The organism is Phytopseudomonas argentinensis (assembly GCF_900113905.1).
GTDB lineage: Bacteria > Pseudomonadota > Gammaproteobacteria > Pseudomonadales > Pseudomonadaceae > Aquipseudomonas > Aquipseudomonas argentinensis.
In genome coordinates, this window is the sequence record NZ_FORC01000010.1 from 1 (window position 1) to 16,289 (window position 16,289).

At 59.2% G+C, this 16,289-nt stretch carries 13 protein-coding genes and 1 tRNA gene; all 14 read right to left on the reverse strand.

What is annotated here, in order from left to right:
* Positions 1 to 749, reverse strand: a 749-nt coding sequence (locus tag BM154_RS23365; RefSeq protein WP_139225515.1) for an elongation factor Tu, incomplete at its 3' end; no start/stop codon positions are given.
* Between the two features lie 30 nt (positions 750 to 779).
* A complete protein-coding gene (gene fusA, locus BM154_RS23370) occupies positions 780 to 2,909 on the reverse strand; it encodes an elongation factor G (RefSeq protein WP_074890258.1) in 2,130 nt (709 codons plus the stop codon).
* Positions 2,910 to 2,939: 30 nt separating this feature from the next.
* The gene (gene rpsG, locus BM154_RS23375) at positions 2,940 to 3,410 is read right to left on the reverse strand and encodes a 30S ribosomal protein S7 (protein WP_010490886.1); all 471 of its coding nucleotides are present in this window, start codon (positions 3,408 to 3,410) and stop codon (positions 2,940 to 2,942) included.
* A 117-nt stretch (positions 3,411 to 3,527) separates the two neighbouring features.
* Complete coding sequence (gene rpsL, locus BM154_RS23380; RefSeq protein ID WP_003186084.1) at positions 3,528 to 3,899, reverse strand: 30S ribosomal protein S12; 372 nt, start codon at positions 3,897 to 3,899, stop codon at positions 3,528 to 3,530.
* A gap of 158 nt (positions 3,900 to 4,057) precedes the next feature.
* Entirely contained in the window at positions 4,058 to 8,257 is a 4,200-nt protein-coding gene (gene rpoC, locus BM154_RS23385; protein WP_074890260.1) for a DNA-directed RNA polymerase subunit beta', read from the reverse strand.
* Between the two features lie 61 nt (positions 8,258 to 8,318).
* The gene (rpoB, locus tag BM154_RS23390; RefSeq protein ID WP_074890262.1) at positions 8,319 to 12,392 is read right to left on the reverse strand and encodes a DNA-directed RNA polymerase subunit beta; all 4,074 of its coding nucleotides are present in this window, start codon (positions 12,390 to 12,392) and stop codon (positions 8,319 to 8,321) included.
* A 220-nt stretch (positions 12,393 to 12,612) separates the two neighbouring features.
* Entirely contained in the window at positions 12,613 to 12,981 is a 369-nt protein-coding gene (gene rplL, locus BM154_RS23395; protein ID WP_074890265.1) for a 50S ribosomal protein L7/L12, read from the reverse strand.
* 80 nt (positions 12,982 to 13,061) lie between these two features.
* Positions 13,062 to 13,562, reverse strand: a complete 501-nt coding sequence (gene rplJ / locus BM154_RS23400; RefSeq protein ID WP_070887122.1) for a 50S ribosomal protein L10 — start codon at positions 13,560 to 13,562, stop codon at positions 13,062 to 13,064.
* A 213-nt stretch (positions 13,563 to 13,775) separates the two neighbouring features.
* The gene (gene rplA / locus BM154_RS23405) at positions 13,776 to 14,471 is read right to left on the reverse strand and encodes a 50S ribosomal protein L1 (RefSeq protein ID WP_070887121.1); all 696 of its coding nucleotides are present in this window, start codon (positions 14,469 to 14,471) and stop codon (positions 13,776 to 13,778) included.
* Entirely contained in the window at positions 14,471 to 14,902 is a 432-nt protein-coding gene (gene rplK, locus BM154_RS23410; RefSeq protein ID WP_013789749.1) for a 50S ribosomal protein L11, read from the reverse strand. Before rplK ends, rplA begins: the two co-directional genes overlap by 1 nt.
* 116 nt (positions 14,903 to 15,018) lie before the next feature.
* On the reverse strand, positions 15,019 to 15,552 hold the full coding sequence (nusG, locus tag BM154_RS23415; RefSeq protein WP_074890268.1) for a transcription termination/antitermination protein NusG: 534 nt from the start codon (positions 15,550 to 15,552) through the stop codon (positions 15,019 to 15,021).
* A 13-nt stretch (positions 15,553 to 15,565) separates the two neighbouring features.
* Complete coding sequence (gene secE, locus BM154_RS23420; protein WP_074890271.1) at positions 15,566 to 15,934, reverse strand: preprotein translocase subunit SecE; 369 nt, start codon at positions 15,932 to 15,934, stop codon at positions 15,566 to 15,568.
* A gap of 43 nt (positions 15,935 to 15,977) precedes the next feature.
* Positions 15,978 to 16,053 (reverse strand) — tRNA-Trp (locus BM154_RS23425).
* Between the two features lie 53 nt (positions 16,054 to 16,106).
* Positions 16,107 to 16,289 (reverse strand): EF-Tu C-terminal domain-related protein (locus BM154_RS23430; protein ID WP_074890273.1); only part of this gene is annotated, 183 nt, incomplete at its 5' end.

A 16,289-nucleotide genomic window follows, 5' to 3' on the forward strand; every position in this document is an offset into this window, starting at 1 on the left:
CCAACGATCTCGATTTCTTCCTGGATCTTGACGATACCGCGCTCTACACGACCGGTCACTACAGTGCCGCGGCCGGAGATCGAGAACACGTCTTCGATCGGCATCAGGAACGGACGGTCGATGGCACGAACCGGCTCAGGAATGTAGGTATCCAGAGTCTCGACGAGCTTCTTGACGGCAGTGGTGCCCATCTCGTTGTCGTCTTGGCCGTTCAGAGCCATCAGCGCCGAACCGATGATGATCGGGGTGTCGTCGCCTGGGAAGTCGTAGGTGCTCAGCAGATCGCGAACTTCCATCTCGACCAGTTCCAGCAGCTCGGCGTCGTCAACCATGTCAGCCTTGTTCAGGAAGACAACGATGTACGGAACGCCTACCTGGCGGGACAGCAGGATGTGCTCACGAGTCTGCGGCATCGGACCATCAGCGGCCGAGCAAACCAGGATCGCGCCATCCATCTGGGCAGCACCAGTGATCATGTTCTTGACGTAGTCAGCGTGACCCGGGCAGTCAACGTGCGCGTAGTGACGAATGTTGGAATCGTACTCTACGTGTGCAGTGTTGATGGTGATACCACGAGCCTTCTCTTCCGGTGCGCTGTCGATCTTGTCGAAGTCGACGCGAGCCGAACCGAATACTTCGGAGCAGACGCGAGTCAGAGCAGCGGTCAGAGTGGTTTTGCCATGGTCAACGTGACCGATGGTGCCAACGTTGACGTGCGGTTTGTTACGTTCGAATTTTTCTTTAGCCACGACAGTGAACCTCTTGCCTAAAGGGCTGAATCAGCCTTGTTTTTTAACCAGAGCTTCGACGATGTTCGCCGGAGCCTCGGAGTACTTGGAGAATTCCATGGAGTAGCTTGCGCGACCCTGGGACATGGAGCGAACGTCGGTTGCGTAACCGAACATCTCACCCAGCGGAACCTCGGCACGGATAACCTTACCGGAAACCGAGTCTTCCATACCCTGGATCAGACCACGACGACGGTTCAGGTCACCCATCACGTCACCCATGTAGTCCTCAGGGGTTACCACTTCTACTTTCATGATCGGCTCAAGCACAACACCGCCGCCCTTCTGGGCCAGCTGCTTGGTCGCCATGGAAGCTGCCACCTTGAACGCCATCTCGTTGGAGTCGACGTCATGGTAGGAACCGTCAAACACGGTCGCCTTCAGGCCGATCAGCGGATAGCCGGCAACGACGCCGTTCTTCATCTGCTCTTCGATGCCCTTCTGGATGGCCGGGATGTATTCCTTCGGAACCACACCGCCCACGACTTCGTTGACGAATACCAGACCTTCCTGACCTTCGTCTGCCGGCGCAAAGCGGATCCAGCAGTGACCGAACTGACCACGACCACCGGACTGACGAACGAACTTGCCTTCGATTTCGCAGTTCTTGGTGATCTTCTCGCGGTAGGAAACCTGCGGCTTGCCGATGTTGGCCTCGACGTTGAACTCGCGCTTCATGCGGTCAACGAGGATGTCCAGGTGCAACTCACCCATACCGGAGATGATGGTCTGGCCAGTCTCTTCGTCGGTCTTGACGCGGAACGAAGGGTCTTCCTGAGCGAGTTTGCCCAGTGCGATACCCATCTTCTCCTGGTCAGCCTTGGTCTTCGGCTCGACGGCTACCGAGATAACCGGCTCCGGGAAGTCCATACGCTCGAGGATGATCGGCTTATCGGCGTTGCACAGGGTGTCACCAGTGGTGACGTCCTTCATGCCGATCAGCGCGGCGATGTCGCCTGCGCGCACTTCCTTGATCTCTTCACGCTGGTTGGCGTGCATCTGCACCATACGACCAACGCGCTCTTTCTTGCCCTTGACCGAGTTGATGACGGAGTCACCGGAGGTCAGGAAGCCCGAGTAGACGCGCACGAAGGTCAGGGTACCGACGAACGGGTCGGTAGCGATCTTGAACGCCAGAGCCGAGAACGGCTCGTCGTCGGAAGCGTGACGCTCGTCGAAGTCGGCGTCTACCAGCTCTTCCTTCGGCTTCTCGATCAGATCAGGGTGGATACCCTTGATGGCCGGGATTTCGGTCGGAGCAGGCAGGAAGTCGATCACGGCGTCGAGAACCAGGGGCACGCCCTTGTTCTTGAACGACGAACCGCAAACGGCCGGAACGATTTCGCTGGCCAGGGTGCGCAGACGCAGACCGGCCTTGATTTCCTCGACGGACAGTTCACCTTCTTCAAGGTACTTGTTCATCAGCTCTTCGTTGGCTTCGGCAGCAGCCTCGACCATGTTGCTGCGCCACTCGTTGGCCAGCTCGAGCATTTCCGCCGGAATCTCTTCCTCGCGGTAGGTGGTGCCCTTGTCGTCATCGTTCCAGTAGATGGCCTTCATCTTGATCAGGTCGACCTGACCTTCGAAGTTCTCTTCTGCACCAATGGCCAGCTGAATCGGCACCGGAGTGTGACCCAGACGGTTCTTGATCTGACCGACGACGCGCAGGAAGTTGGCACCTGCACGGTCCATCTTGTTGACGTAGACAACGCGCGGCACGCCGTACTTGTTGGCTTGGCGCCATACGGTTTCCGACTGCGGCTCAACGCCCGAAGTACCACAGAACACCACGACAGCGCCGTCGAGCACGCGCAACGAACGCTCTACTTCGATGGTGAAGTCGACGTGGCCGGGGGTGTCGATGACGTTTACGCGGTAGTTGTCGTACTGACCACGCGAACCTTTCCAGAAAGTGGTAACGGCAGCGGAGGTAATGGTGATACCGCGCTCCTGCTCCTGCACCATCCAGTCGGTAGTGGCTGCACCGTCATGCACCTCACCCATTTTGTGGCTGAGACCTGTATAGAACAGGATCCGCTCGGTAGTCGTGGTCTTGCCCGCATCGACGTGCGCGCAAATACCAATGTTACGGTAGCGGTTAATTGCTGTATTACGAGCCATAAAGCCCTCGCAAATTGAGTGATGCCGGATTTAGAAACGGTAGTGCGAGAATGCTTTGTTGGCCTCGGCCATACGGTGCACGTCTTCACGCTTCTTGACTGCGGCGCCTTTGCCTTCGGCAGCGTCCAGCAGCTCACCAGCCAAACGCAGCGCCATGGATTTTTCGCCACGCTTGCGGGCGAAATCCACCAGCCAGCGCATGGCCAGAGCGTTACGACGAGACGGACGAACTTCGACCGGAACCTGGTAAGTAGCACCGCCTACACGGCGCGACTTCACTTCGACCAGCGGAGCGATGGCGTCGAGAGCTTTCTCGAAGATTTCCAGGGGATCGCTGTTCTTGCGCTCTTTGACCTTATCCAGGGCGCCATAAACGATACGCTCGGCAACGGCTTTCTTGCCGCTCTCCATTACGTGGTTCATGAACTTGGCCAGGATTTGGCTTCCGTATTTTGGATCGTCAAGCACTTCGCGCTTGGCTGCTACACGACGTCTTGGCATTTGATAAGCCCTCAAACGGTCTTCAGGTTAGCCCGGAACTGCAACCCTTCGGTTACGCCCGACCTTACTCTTATCGACTCAATAAAATTAGAAACTGCATTCAGTACCGACGGCCGATCACTTCGGACGCTTGGTACCGTACTTCGAACGACCCTGGTTACGGCCTTTGACACCCGAGGTGTCCAGCGAGCCGCGAACGGTGTGGTAACGCACACCTGGCAAGTCTTTTACACGACCGCCACGGATCAGCACGACGCTGTGCTCTTGCAGGTTGTGGCCTTCACCACCGATGTACGAGGAAACCTCGAAACCGTTGGTCAGGCGTACACGGCAAACTTTACGCAGTGCCGAGTTAGGTTTTTTCGGCGTGGTGGTATACACGCGAGTGCATACGCCACGACGCTGGGGGCAGTTCTGCAGCGCAGGCACGTCGGATTTCTCGACGATACGCTTGCGCGGCTGACGCACCAGCTGGTTGATAGTTGCCATCTACTAGCTCCACTGTCCGTCTTTCGACGCTATTTATTTACACCATAAACAAATGGCAGGGCTGATGCCCTGCCATATTTAGGGGTGCATGAGTCTAAAGAGACTCGCCCCCCCAGTCAAGATACGTATCCCGGCTGCCAGGCAGCCGGGACGCGCTCTCAATTTTCGCTGGAGTTCAGCGCTTCGGTCAGCGCTGCTTCCACTTCGCTGGCGCTGACGCGCATCGGCTTCTCGGCATCACGCTTGCGCTTGCGCTCGCTGTGATAGGCCAGACCGGTACCCGCCGGGATCAGACGACCCACGACCACGTTCTCCTTCAGGCCACGCAGGAAGTCGCGCTTGCCAGTGACCGCCGCCTCGGTGAGGACGCGAGTGGTTTCCTGGAAGGATGCCGCCGAGATAAACGACTCGGTGGACAGCGACGCCTTGGTGATACCCAGCAGCACGCGGGTGTACTTGGCCACGAACTTGTCCTCTTCGACCAGGCGCTCGTTCTCGCCCAGTACCTGAGTCAGCTCCATCTGGTCGCCCTTGATGAAGCTGGAGTCGCCGGCTTCGCTGATCTCGACCTTGCGCAGCATCTGACGCAGGATGGTCTCGATGTGCTTGTCGTTGATCTTCACGCCCTGCAGACGGTAAACGTCCTGGATCTCGTTGACGATGTACTTGGCCAGCGCGCTGACGCCCAGCAGACGCAGGATGTCGTGCGGATCGCTCGGACCGTCGGAGATGACTTCACCCTTGTTGACCTGCTCACCTTCGAACACGTTCAGGTGGCGCCATTTCGGGATCAGCTCTTCGTACGGATCGCTGCCATCGGTCGGGGTGATGACCAGACGGCGCTTGCCCTTGGTCTCCTTACCGAACGAGATGGTGCCGCTGATTTCCGCCAGAATCGAGGCTTCTTTCGGACGACGCGCTTCGAACAGGTCGGCAACGCGCGGCAGACCACCGGTGATGTCACGGGTCTTCGAGGTTTCCTGCGGGATACGGGCGATAACGTCACCGACCGCAACCTGCGCACCATCGGCCACGCCGACCAGGGCGTTGGCTGGCAGGAAGTACTGAGCCGGTACGTCGGTACCCGGCAGCAGCAGGTCCTTGCCATTGGCGTCGACCAGCTTGACCGCAGGACGGATGTCCTTGCCGGCTGCCGGACGATCCTTCGGATCGAGCACTTCGATGTTGGTCAGACCGGTCAGTTCGTCGGTCTGGCGCTTGATGGTGATGCCCTCCTCCATGCCGACGAAGGTAACGGTACCCTTCATTTCGGTCACGATCGGGTGGGTGTGCGGGTCCCACTTGGCGACGATGGCGCCGGCGTCGACCTTGTCACCTTCCTTCACGGTGATGACCGCACCGTACGGCAGCTTGTAGCGCTCGCGCTCACGACCGAACTCGTCGGCGATAGCCAGCTCACCGGAACGCGATACCGCGATCAGGTTGCCGTCCAGACGCTCGACGTGCTTGAGGTTGTGCAGACGCACCGCACCACCGTTCTTCACCTGGACGCTGTCGGCAGCCGAGGTCCGGCTTGCAGCACCACCGATGTGGAACGTACGCATGGTCAGCTGGGTACCCGGCTCACCGATGGACTGAGCAGCGATAACACCGACCGCTTCACCGATGTTGATCTGGTGACCGCGGGCCAGGTCGCGACCGTAGCACTTGGCGCAGATACCGTAGCGGGTTTCACAGCTGATCGGCGAACGCACGATCACTTCGTCGATGCTGTTGAGTTCGATGAACTCGACCCACTGCTCGTCGACCAGGGTACCGGCCGGAACGATGACGTCCTCGGTGCCAGGCTTGAACACGTCGCGGGCGATGACACGGCCCAGTACGCGCTCACCCAGCGGCTCGACCACGTCGCCGCCTTCGATGTGCGGGGTCATGTGCAGGCCCTGCTCGGTGCCGCAATCGATCTCGGTCACTACCAGATCCTGGGCCACGTCGACCAGACGTCGGGTCAGGTAACCGGAGTTCGCGGTCTTCAGTGCGGTATCCGCCAGACCTTTACGCGCACCGTGAGTCGAGATGAAGTACTGCAGAACCGACAGGCCTTCACGGAAGTTCGCGGTGATCGGCGTCTCGATGATCGAGCCGTCCGGCTTGGCCATCAGACCACGCATACCGGCCAGCTGACGGATCTGCGCGGCACTACCACGCGCACCGGAGTCGGCCATCATGTACATGGAGTTGAAGGACTCCTGATCGACTTCGTTGCCCTCACGGTCGATGACCTTCTCTTTCGAGAGGTTGGCCATCATCGCCTTGGACACTTCGTCGTTGGCCTTCGACCAGAGGTCGATCACCTTGTTGTACTTCTCGCCCTGGGTAACCAGGCCGGAGGCGTACTGCGATTCGATTTCCTTCACTTCCTCGGTGGCGGCGTCGATGATGCGCGCCTTCTCGTCCGGGATGACGAAGTCGTTCACGCCGATCGACACACCGGAGATGGTCGAGTAGGCGAAACCGGTATACATCAACTGGTCGGCGAAGATCACGGTGTCCTTCAGACCCACGGTGCGGTAGCACTGGTTGATCAGACGGGAGATCGCCTTCTTCTTCATCGACTGGTTGACCACGTCGAACGACAGGCCAGCGGGCACGACCTGGAACAGCAGCGCACGGCCGACGGTGGTGTCGACGATACGGGTGTTCTTGGTGATGGTGCCGTCACGGTCTTTGATGACTTCGTTGATACGCACTTTCACACGGGCGTGCAGGGACGCTTCGCCGGCGCGGAACACGCGGTCGACTTCCTGCAGGTCGGCGAACACGCGACCTTCGCCCTTGGCGTTGATGGCTTCGCGGGTCATGTAGTACAGACCCAGTACCACGTCCTGGGACGGCACGATGATTGGCTCACCGTTGGCAGGCGACAGGATGTTGTTGGTCGACATCATCAGCGCGCGCGCTTCGAGCTGGGCTTCCAGCGTCAGCGGCACGTGAACGGCCATCTGGTCACCGTCGAAGTCGGCGTTGTACGCGGCGCAGACCAGCGGGTGCAGCTGGATGGCCTTGCCTTCGATCAGCACCGGCTCGAACGCCTGGATACCCAGACGGTGCAGGGTCGGTGCACGGTTGAGCAGCACGGGGTGTTCGCGAATCACTTCGGCGAGAACGTCCCACACTTCCGGCAGCTCGCGCTCGACCATCTTCTTGGCGGCCTTGATGGTGGTCGCCAGACCACGCATTTCCAGCTTGCCGAAAATGAACGGCTTGAACAGCTCAAGGGCCATCTTCTTCGGCAGACCGCACTGGTGCAGGCGCAGGGCCGGACCTACGGTAATAACCGAACGGCCGGAGTAGTCCACACGCTTACCGAGCAGGTTCTGACGGAAACGACCCTGCTTACCCTTGATCATGTCAGCCAGGGATTTCAGAGGACGCTTGTTGGAACCGGTGATGGCGCGACCGCGACGACCGTTGTCGAGCAGGGCGTCGACCGCTTCCTGCAGCATGCGCTTTTCGTTGCGCACGATGATGTCCGGAGCGGACAGATCGAGCAGGCGCTTCAAACGGTTGTTACGGTTGATGACGCGGCGATACAGGTCGTTCAGGTCGGAAGTGGCGAAACGGCCACCGTCGAGCGGAACCAGCGGACGCAGGTCTGGCGGCAGAACCGGCAGAACGGTCAGCACCATCCACTCTGGCAGGTTGCCGGAACCCTGGAAGGCTTCCATCAACTTCAGACGCTTGGACAGCTTCTTGATCTTGGTTTCCGAGTTGGTCTGCGGAATCTCTTCGCGCAGGCGGCCGATCTCGTGCTCCAGGTCGATAGCGTGCAGCAGCTCGCGAACGGCCTCGGCACCCATGCGGGCGTCGAAGTCGTCACCGAACTCTTCCAGCGCTTCGAAGTACTGCTCGTCGTTGAGCAGCTGCCCCTTCTCGAGGGTGGTCATGCCTGGGTCGATAACGACATAGCTCTCGAAGTAGAGCACGCGCTCGATATCACGCAGGGTCATGTCCATCAGCAGGCCGATACGGCTCGGCAGCGACTTCAGGAACCAGATGTGGGCGACCGGCGAAGCCAGTTCGATGTGCGCCATGCGCTCACGACGAACCTTGGCCAGGGCGACTTCAACGCCGCACTTCTCACAGATCACACCGCGGTGCTTGAGGCGCTTGTACTTGCCGCACAGGCACTCGTAATCCTTTACCGGGCCAAAGATCTTGGCGCAGAACAGGCCGTCACGCTCAGGCTTGAACGTACGGTAGTTGATGGTTTCCGGTTTTTTAACTTCACCGAACGACCACGAACGGATCATCTCAGGCGAAGCAAGGCCGATGCGAATGGCATCGAACTCTTCGACTTGACCCTGGTTTTTCAGCAAATTCAGTAGGTCTTTCAAGGCCTTTCCTCCTGGCGGAGCAGGCAGCGGGAATGAAGCCCCGCTGCCGATTCACGTCGTGTTATTCGGTTTCCAGATCGATATCGATACCGAGCGAACGGATCTCTTTGATCAACACGTTGAAGGACTCGGGCATGCCCGGCTCCATACGGTGATCGCCATCCACGATGTTCTTGTACATCTTGGTACGGCCGTTCACGTCATCCGACTTGACGGTCAACATTTCCTGCAGGGTGTAGGCGGCGCCGTAGGCTTCCAGCGCCCAGACCTCCATCTCCCCGAAGCGCTGACCACCGAACTGCGCCTTACCACCCAGCGGCTGCTGGGTAACCAGGCTGTAGGAACCGGTAGAACGAGCGTGCATCTTGTCGTCCACCAGGTGGTTCAGTTTCAGCATGTACATGTAACCGACCGTGGTCGGGCGCTCGAACTGGTTGCCGGTACGGCCGTCGATCAGGCGCATCTGGCCGCTTTCCGGCAGATCTGCCAGTTTCAGCATGGCCTTGATTTCGCTTTCCTTGGCACCGTCGAACACCGGGGTCGCCATCGGCACGCCTTTGCGCAGGTTGTTGGCCAGGGCCAACACTTCCTGGTCGCTCAACTCGTCGAGGTTTTCCTGACGGCCGCCGATCTCGTTGTAGATCTGCTGCATGAACTTGCGCAGCTCAGCGACCTTGCGCTGCTCTTCGAGCATCAGGTTGATCTTCTCGCCCAGGCCCTTGGCCGCAAGACCCAGGTGGGTTTCGAGGATCTGCCCGACGTTCATACGCGACGGTACGCCCAGCGGGTTGAGGACGATGTCCACCGGTGTGCCGTTGGCGTCGTGCGGCATGTCTTCGACCGGCATGATCACCGAGACCACACCCTTGTTACCGTGACGACCGGCCATCTTGTCACCCGGCTGGATGCGACGGCGGATGGCCAGGTAGACCTTGACGATCTTCAGTACGCCCGGCGCCAGGTCGTCGCCCTGCTGCAGCTTGCGCTTCTTGTCTTCGAACTTGTCGTCGAGCAGCTGACGGCGGTCGGAGATGTAGGCCTGGGCCTTTTCCAACTGCTCGTTCAGGGCATCGTCAGCCATGCGCAGCTTGAACCACTGGCCGCGCTCCAGGCCGTCGAGCACTTCGTCGGTGATCGTTGCGCCTTTCTTCAGGCCAGCGCCGCCTTCGGCGACCTTGCCAACCAGGGCGGAACGCAGACGCTCGAAGGTCGCACCTTCGACGATGCGGAACTCTTCGTTGAGATCCTTGCGGATCTCGTCCAGTTGACTCTTCTCGATCGACAGGGCACGCGCATCGCGCTCGACGCCGTCACGGGTGAAGACCTGGACGTCGATGACGGTACCCTTGGTGCCGGTCGGCACGCGCAGGGAGGTGTCCTTAACGTCGCTGGCCTTCTCACCGAAGATGGCGCGCAGCAGCTTCTCTTCCGGGGTCAGCTGGGTCTCGCCTTTCGGGGTGACCTTGCCAACCAGAATGTCGCCAGGGCCGACTTCGGCACCGACGTAGACGATACCGGCTTCGTCGAGCTTGTTCAGAGCAGCTTCACCCACGTTCGGGATGTCCGCAGAGATTTCCTCTGGGCCGAGCTTGGTGTCACGGGCCACACAGGTCAGTTCCTGGATGTGGATCGTGGTGAAGCGGTCTTCCTGAACCACGCGCTCGGAGAGCAGGATGGAGTCTTCGAAGTTGTAACCGTTCCAGGGCATGAACGCGACGCGCATGTTCTGACCCAGCGCCAGTTCACCCATGTCGGTGGACGGGCCGTCGGCCATGATGTCGCCACGCGCAACCACATCACCTTTCTGCACCAGCGGACGCTGGTTGATGCAGGTGTTCTGGTTGGAGCGGGTGTATTTGGTCAGGTTGTAGATGTCCACACCGGCTTCACCGGTCTCGACTTCATCATCGGCAACGCGAACCACGATACGGCTGGCGTCGACGGAGTCGATCACACCACCGCGGCGAGCCACGACGCAGACGCCGGAGTCACGGGCGACGTTGCGCTCCATGCCGGTACCGACCAGCGGCTTGTCCGAACGCAGGGTCGGAACGGCCTGACGCTGCATGTTCGAACCCATCAACGCACGGTTGGCGTCGTCGTGCTCGAGGAACGGGATCAGCGAGGCAGCAACGGAAACGACCTGCTTGGGCGAGACGTCCATCAGGGTGACGTCTTCCGGCGCCTTGACGGTGAACTCGTTGAGGTGACGAACAGCTACCAGCTCGTCGATCAGCATCTTCTTGTCGTTCATCGTGGCCGAAGCCTGAGCGATCACGTGATCAGCTTCTTCGATGGCGGACAGGAACACGATCTCGTCGGTGACCTTGCCTTCCTGCACGACGCGGTACGGGCTTTCCAGGAAGCCGTACTGGTTGGTGCGGGCATAGGCGGCCAGGGAGTTGATCAGACCGATGTTCGGACCTTCCGGCGTTTCGATCGGGCACACGCGGCCGTAATGGGTCGGGTGTACGTCGCGGACTTCGAAGCCTGCGCGCTCACGGGTCAGACCGCCCGGGCCGAGTGCGGAAACACGGCGCTTGTGGGTGATCTCGGAGAGCGGGTTGTTCTGGTCCATGAACTGGGAAAGCTGGCTGGAACCGAAGAATTCCTTCACCGCGGCCGCAACCGGCTTGGCGTTGATCAGATCCTGCGGCATCAGGCCTTCGCTTTCGGCCATCGACAGACGTTCCTTGACCGCACGCTCGACGCGCACCAGGCCAACACGGAACTGGTTCTCGGCCATCTCGCCGACGCAACGTACACGGCGGTTACCCAGGTGGTCGATGTCATCGACGATACCTTTGCCGTTACGGATGTCGACCAGGGTCTTGAGCACTTCGACGATGTCTTCGCGGCTCAACACGCCCGAACCTTCGATCTCGGTACGACCGATACGACGGTTGAACTTCATGCGGCCCACGGCGGACAGGTCGTAACGCTCGGCACTGAAGAACAGGTTGTTGAACAGGGTCTCGGCGGCATCCTTGGTAGGTGGCTCGCCAGGACGCATCATGCGGTAGATTTCGACCAGCGCTTCGAGCTGATTGGTGGTGCTGTCGATCTTCAGCGTGTCGCTGATGAACGGACCACAGTCGATGTCGTTGGTGTACAGGGTTTCGATGCGCACTACCTGGGCTTTGGCGATCTTCGCCAGCAGCTCGACCGACAGCTCGGTGTTGCATTCGGCGAGGATTTCGCCGGTAGCCGGGTGCACGATGGCCTTGGCGGTGGTACGGCCGATCAGGTAGTCGAACGGTACGTCCAGCTCCTTGATGCCGGCTTTGTCCAGCTGGTTGATGTGGCGAGCGGTAATACGACGACCCTGCTCGACGATCACCTTGCCGCTGCCGTCCAGGATATCCTGGCTGGCGATCTCGCCGCGCAGGCGCTGCGGCACCAGCTCCAGGCTCAGGCCTTCGCCTTTAACGTGGAATACGTTGGTGGTGTAGAAGGCATCCAGCACTTCTTCAGTGCTATAGCCCAGCGCGCGCAGCAGTACCGAAGCCGGCAGCTTGCGACGACGGTCGATACGCACGAATACGGCGTCCTTCGGATCGAACTCGAAGTCCAGCCAGGAACCGCGGTAAGGAATGATGCGCGCGGAGTACAGCAGCTTGCCCGAGCTGTGGGTCTTGCCACGGTCGTGGTCGAAGAACACACCTGGGGAACGGTGCAGCTGGGAAACGATCACACGCTCGGTACCGTTGATGACGAAGGTACCGTTCTCGGTCATGAGCGGAATTTCGCCCATGTACACTTCCTGCTCTTTGATGTCCTTGATCGCTTTGTTCGACGATTCTTTGTCGAAAATGATCAGGCGCACTTTCACGCGCAGCGGTACTGCGAAGGTCACGCCACGCAGCACGCACTCCTTGACATCAAACGCCGGCTCGCCCAGGCGATAGCCGACGTATTCCAGAGCAGCGTTGCCGGAGTAGCTGATGATCGGGAATACAGATTTGAAGGCCGCATGCAGGCCGATGTCGCGGAACTGATCCTTGTTCGCGCCCTGCTGCAGGAATTCGCGATAAGAATCCAGCTGGATGGCCAGGAGGTACGGCACATCCATGACATCCGGCAACTTGCTAAAGTCCTTGCGGATACGTTTTTTCTCAGTGTATGAGTAAGCCATCAGCGTTCCCCAGCTTGGTCACCTGCTTATTTGGCTCCTCCGACGGGAGCAGCCAGAAACTCGTGCAAACCCTAGGTTTGCGCCACCGCGTTGGTGGGTATTTCACGCTCCAGGCCAGGGCTATCAAATAGCCGAGTTAGAACGGAAAAAGGCCGGTGGCAAGAGCCACCAGCCGTCAGCCTTGTGCGAATCGCGCGGGCTGTAGACGCAAGGTCGTCGCTTACTTGAGCTCGACTTTGGCGCCTGCTTCTTCCAGAGCTTTCTTGGCAGCTTCGGCTTCGTCTTTCGACACGCCTTCTTTGACCACGCCAGGAGCGCCGTCAACGACTGCTTTAGCCTCTTTCAGACCCAGACCGGTCAGTTCGCGAACGGCCTTGATCACGTTCACTTTCTTGTCGCCAGCTTCGGCCAGGACAACGGTGAACTCGGTTTGCTCTTCAGCAGCGGCAGCAGCCGGGCCAGCAGCGGCAACGGTAGCAGCAGCAGCGGTAACGCCGAAGGTTTCTTCCATCGCCTTGATCAGCTCGACGATTTCCATAACGGATTTCTGGCCGATCGCTTCGATGATTTGCTCGTTAGTCAGAGACATGACTATGAATTCCTGTATTGGGGTGACGGCCTACGCGACCATCAAATTAAACATGTGATTTCGAAAGGTGCTACGCGGCCTTAGGCTGCGGCGGCTTCTTTCTGGTCGCGAATGGCTGCCAGCGTGCGAGCGAGCTTGCTGGTGGCGCCTTGGATAACGCTCATCAGCTGTGCGATACCCTCGTCGCGAGTCGGCAGGCTTGCCAGTACGTCGATCTGATTGGCTGCAAGGTACTTGCCCTCGAACGCAGCGGCTTTGATCTCGAACTTGTCCTGACCCTTGGCGAAGTCCTTGAACAGACGGGCAGCAGCGCCCGGGTGCTCGTTGGAGAACGCAATCAGGGTCGGGCCTTTGAACACGTCGTTGAGCACGTCGTACTGAGTGCCTTCAACGGCGCGCTTGAGCAGGGTATTACGTACGACACGTACGTATACGCCAGCTTCGCGGGCCTCTTTACGGAGTCCGGTCATAGCGCTTACGGTCACGCCACGGGCATCAGCCACGACAGCGGACAGGGCAGCTTTGGCAGCCTCGTTGACTTCAGCGACGATGGCCTTCTTGTCTTCGAGTTTAATTGCCACGGGTTTACTCCTGGATGTTACCGTTTCGCCCGGCCTGAGCCGGACGGCGTTTTGGTGTCTGATTCGGTAAGAATCGGGAGCACCATCTGCGTAGGGTGGAAGATCGCTCTTCGGGTTTGAGACTTGCGCCCCCTACGGTCTTGGATAGCCCCCGCCAGGCAGGGACCCCAATTTTTTCGCGGCAGGTACACAATGCGTACCTGCCGTCATGCATTAAGCGTCGAGCGAACCTTGATCGATCAGCAGACCTGGGCCCATGGTGGTGCTCAGGGTCACGCGCTTGACGTAGACGCCTTTCGAGGTCGACGGCTTCAGGCGCTTCAGATCGGCCAGCAGTGCTTCCACGTTCTGCTTCAGCTTGTCGGCTTCGAAGCCAACCTTGCCGACCGAACCGTGGATGATGCCGTTCTTGTCGGTACGGAAACGTACTTGACCAGCCTTGGCGTTCTTGACTGCAGTAGCGACGTCCGGCGTTACGGTGCCGACTTTCGGGTTGGGCATCAGACCGCGCGGGCCGAGTACCTGGCCCAGCTGGCCAACAACGCGCATGGCGTCCGGAGAAGCGATGACGACGTCATAGTTCAGGTCGCCGCCTTTCATTTCGGCAGCCAGATCGTCCATGCCTACGCGGTCAGCACCGGCAGCCAGAGCAGCTTCAGCGCCCGGACCCTGGGTGAACACAGCAACGCGAACGGTTTTGCCGCTGCCGTTAGGCAGAACGGTGGCACCACGAACGACCTGGTCGGATTTACGCGGGTCAACGCCGAGGTTGATGGAAATATCAACCGACTCGGAGAACTTGACGGCGGAGATTTCAGCCAGCAGCGCAGCAGCGTCGTTGAAGCTGTAGGCCTTGCCCGGCTCGATCTTGGCTGCGATAGCCTTTTGGCGCTTGGTCAGCTTAGCCATTACACACCCTCCACGTTGAGGCCCATGCTACGAGCAGAACCGGCGATGGTACGCACGGCTGCATCCATATCAGCTGCGGTCAGATCAGCCTGCTTGGTCTTGGCGATCTCTTCGAGCTGAGCACGAGTCACGGTGCCGACTTTGACAGTGTTCGGACGAGCCGAGCCACTGGTCAGACCCGCTGCTTTTTTCAGCAGAACGGAGGCCGGGGTGCTCTTGGTTTCGAACGTGAAGCTACGGTCGCTGTATACAGTGATGATCACTGGAGTCGGCAGACCAGGTTCCATGCCCTGAGTCTTGGCGTTGAACGCCTTGCAGAATTCCATGATGTTCACGCCGTGCTGACCCAGAGCCGGGCCGACGGGTGGCGACGGGTTGGCCTGACCGGCCTTTACTTGCAGCTTGATGTAAGCCGTGATTTTCTTAGCCATTAGCTACTCCAGTTACGGGTTCTAGCGCCTTTCGGCTCCCCGACAATTGCCTGTTTATCCCAGTGACAACAAAACCCCGCAGCCTATGGCTGCGGGGTATGGGATGCGTTTGTCAGTTACGACTTCTCGACCTGACTGAACTCCAGCTCGACCGGGGTGGCCCGACCGAAAATGGTCACCGCCACCTGGATACGGCTCTTCTCGTAGTTCACTTCTTCGACGACGCCACTGAAATCAGCGAACGGACCATCGATAACACGTACCATCTCGCCCGGCTCGAACAACGTCTTCGGCTTGGGCTTGTCACCGCTATCAGCGACGCGACGCAGAATCGCATCAGCTTCTTTCTCGGTGATCGGCGCAGGCTTGTCGGCGGTACCGCCGATAAAGCCCATCACACGCGGCGTATCCTTGATCAAGTGCCAAGTCGCCTCGTTCATTTCCATCTGCACCAGCACATAACCTGGAAAGAACTTGCGCTCACTCTTGCGCTTCTGGCCGTTACGCATCTCCACCACTTCTTCGGTGGGGACCAGAATCTCGCCGAAATCATCTTCCATTCCGGCGAATTTAACGCGCTCGATCAGCGAACGCATTACATGCTTCTCGTAACCCGAGTAAGCATGCACAACGTACCAACGCTTAGCCACGGGACACCCTATCTCAGCTTACAATAAACGACACAAGCCAACCGAGGAGCGAATCGAGCCCCCAGAGCACCAATGCCATCACCAGGACGACAAGGACGACGATCAGCGTGGTCTGCGTGGTTTCCTGGCGCGTCGGCCAGACAACCTTGCGAATCTCGACGCGAGCTTCCTTGGCCAACCCGAAGAAGGACTGACCCTTTGTCGTTTGCAGCGCGATCAGTGCGGCGACGACCGCCAGCACGAGCAGAGCAACGACACGGTACAGAATCGGCTCACCCGAAAAGTACTGATTACCGACCACTCCAGCGACCACCAGCAGGGCCACCGCGATCCACTTGAGCAGATCAAAACGAGAGTCTTTGGCTTCAGCCTTAACATTCATGAACTAGGATCCTGTGAGAAGACACGCCAAATCCGTTAGAAAATGGCAGGTCAGGAGGGAATCGAACCCCCAACCTACGGTTTTGGAGACCGTCGCTCTGCCAATTGAGCTACTGACCTAGAACAAAATCAGGCCGACCATTATGCCGGCCTGACGGGGACAGATCAATCGATTATTCGACGATCTTTGCTACAACACCGGCACCAACGGTACGACCACCTTCGCGAATTGCGAAGCGCAGGCCGTCTTCCATGGCGATCGGCTTGATCAGGGTGACAACCATTTTGATGTTGTCGCCCGGCATTACCATCTCAACGCCTTCCGGCAGTTCGCACGAACCGGTCACGTCAGTGGT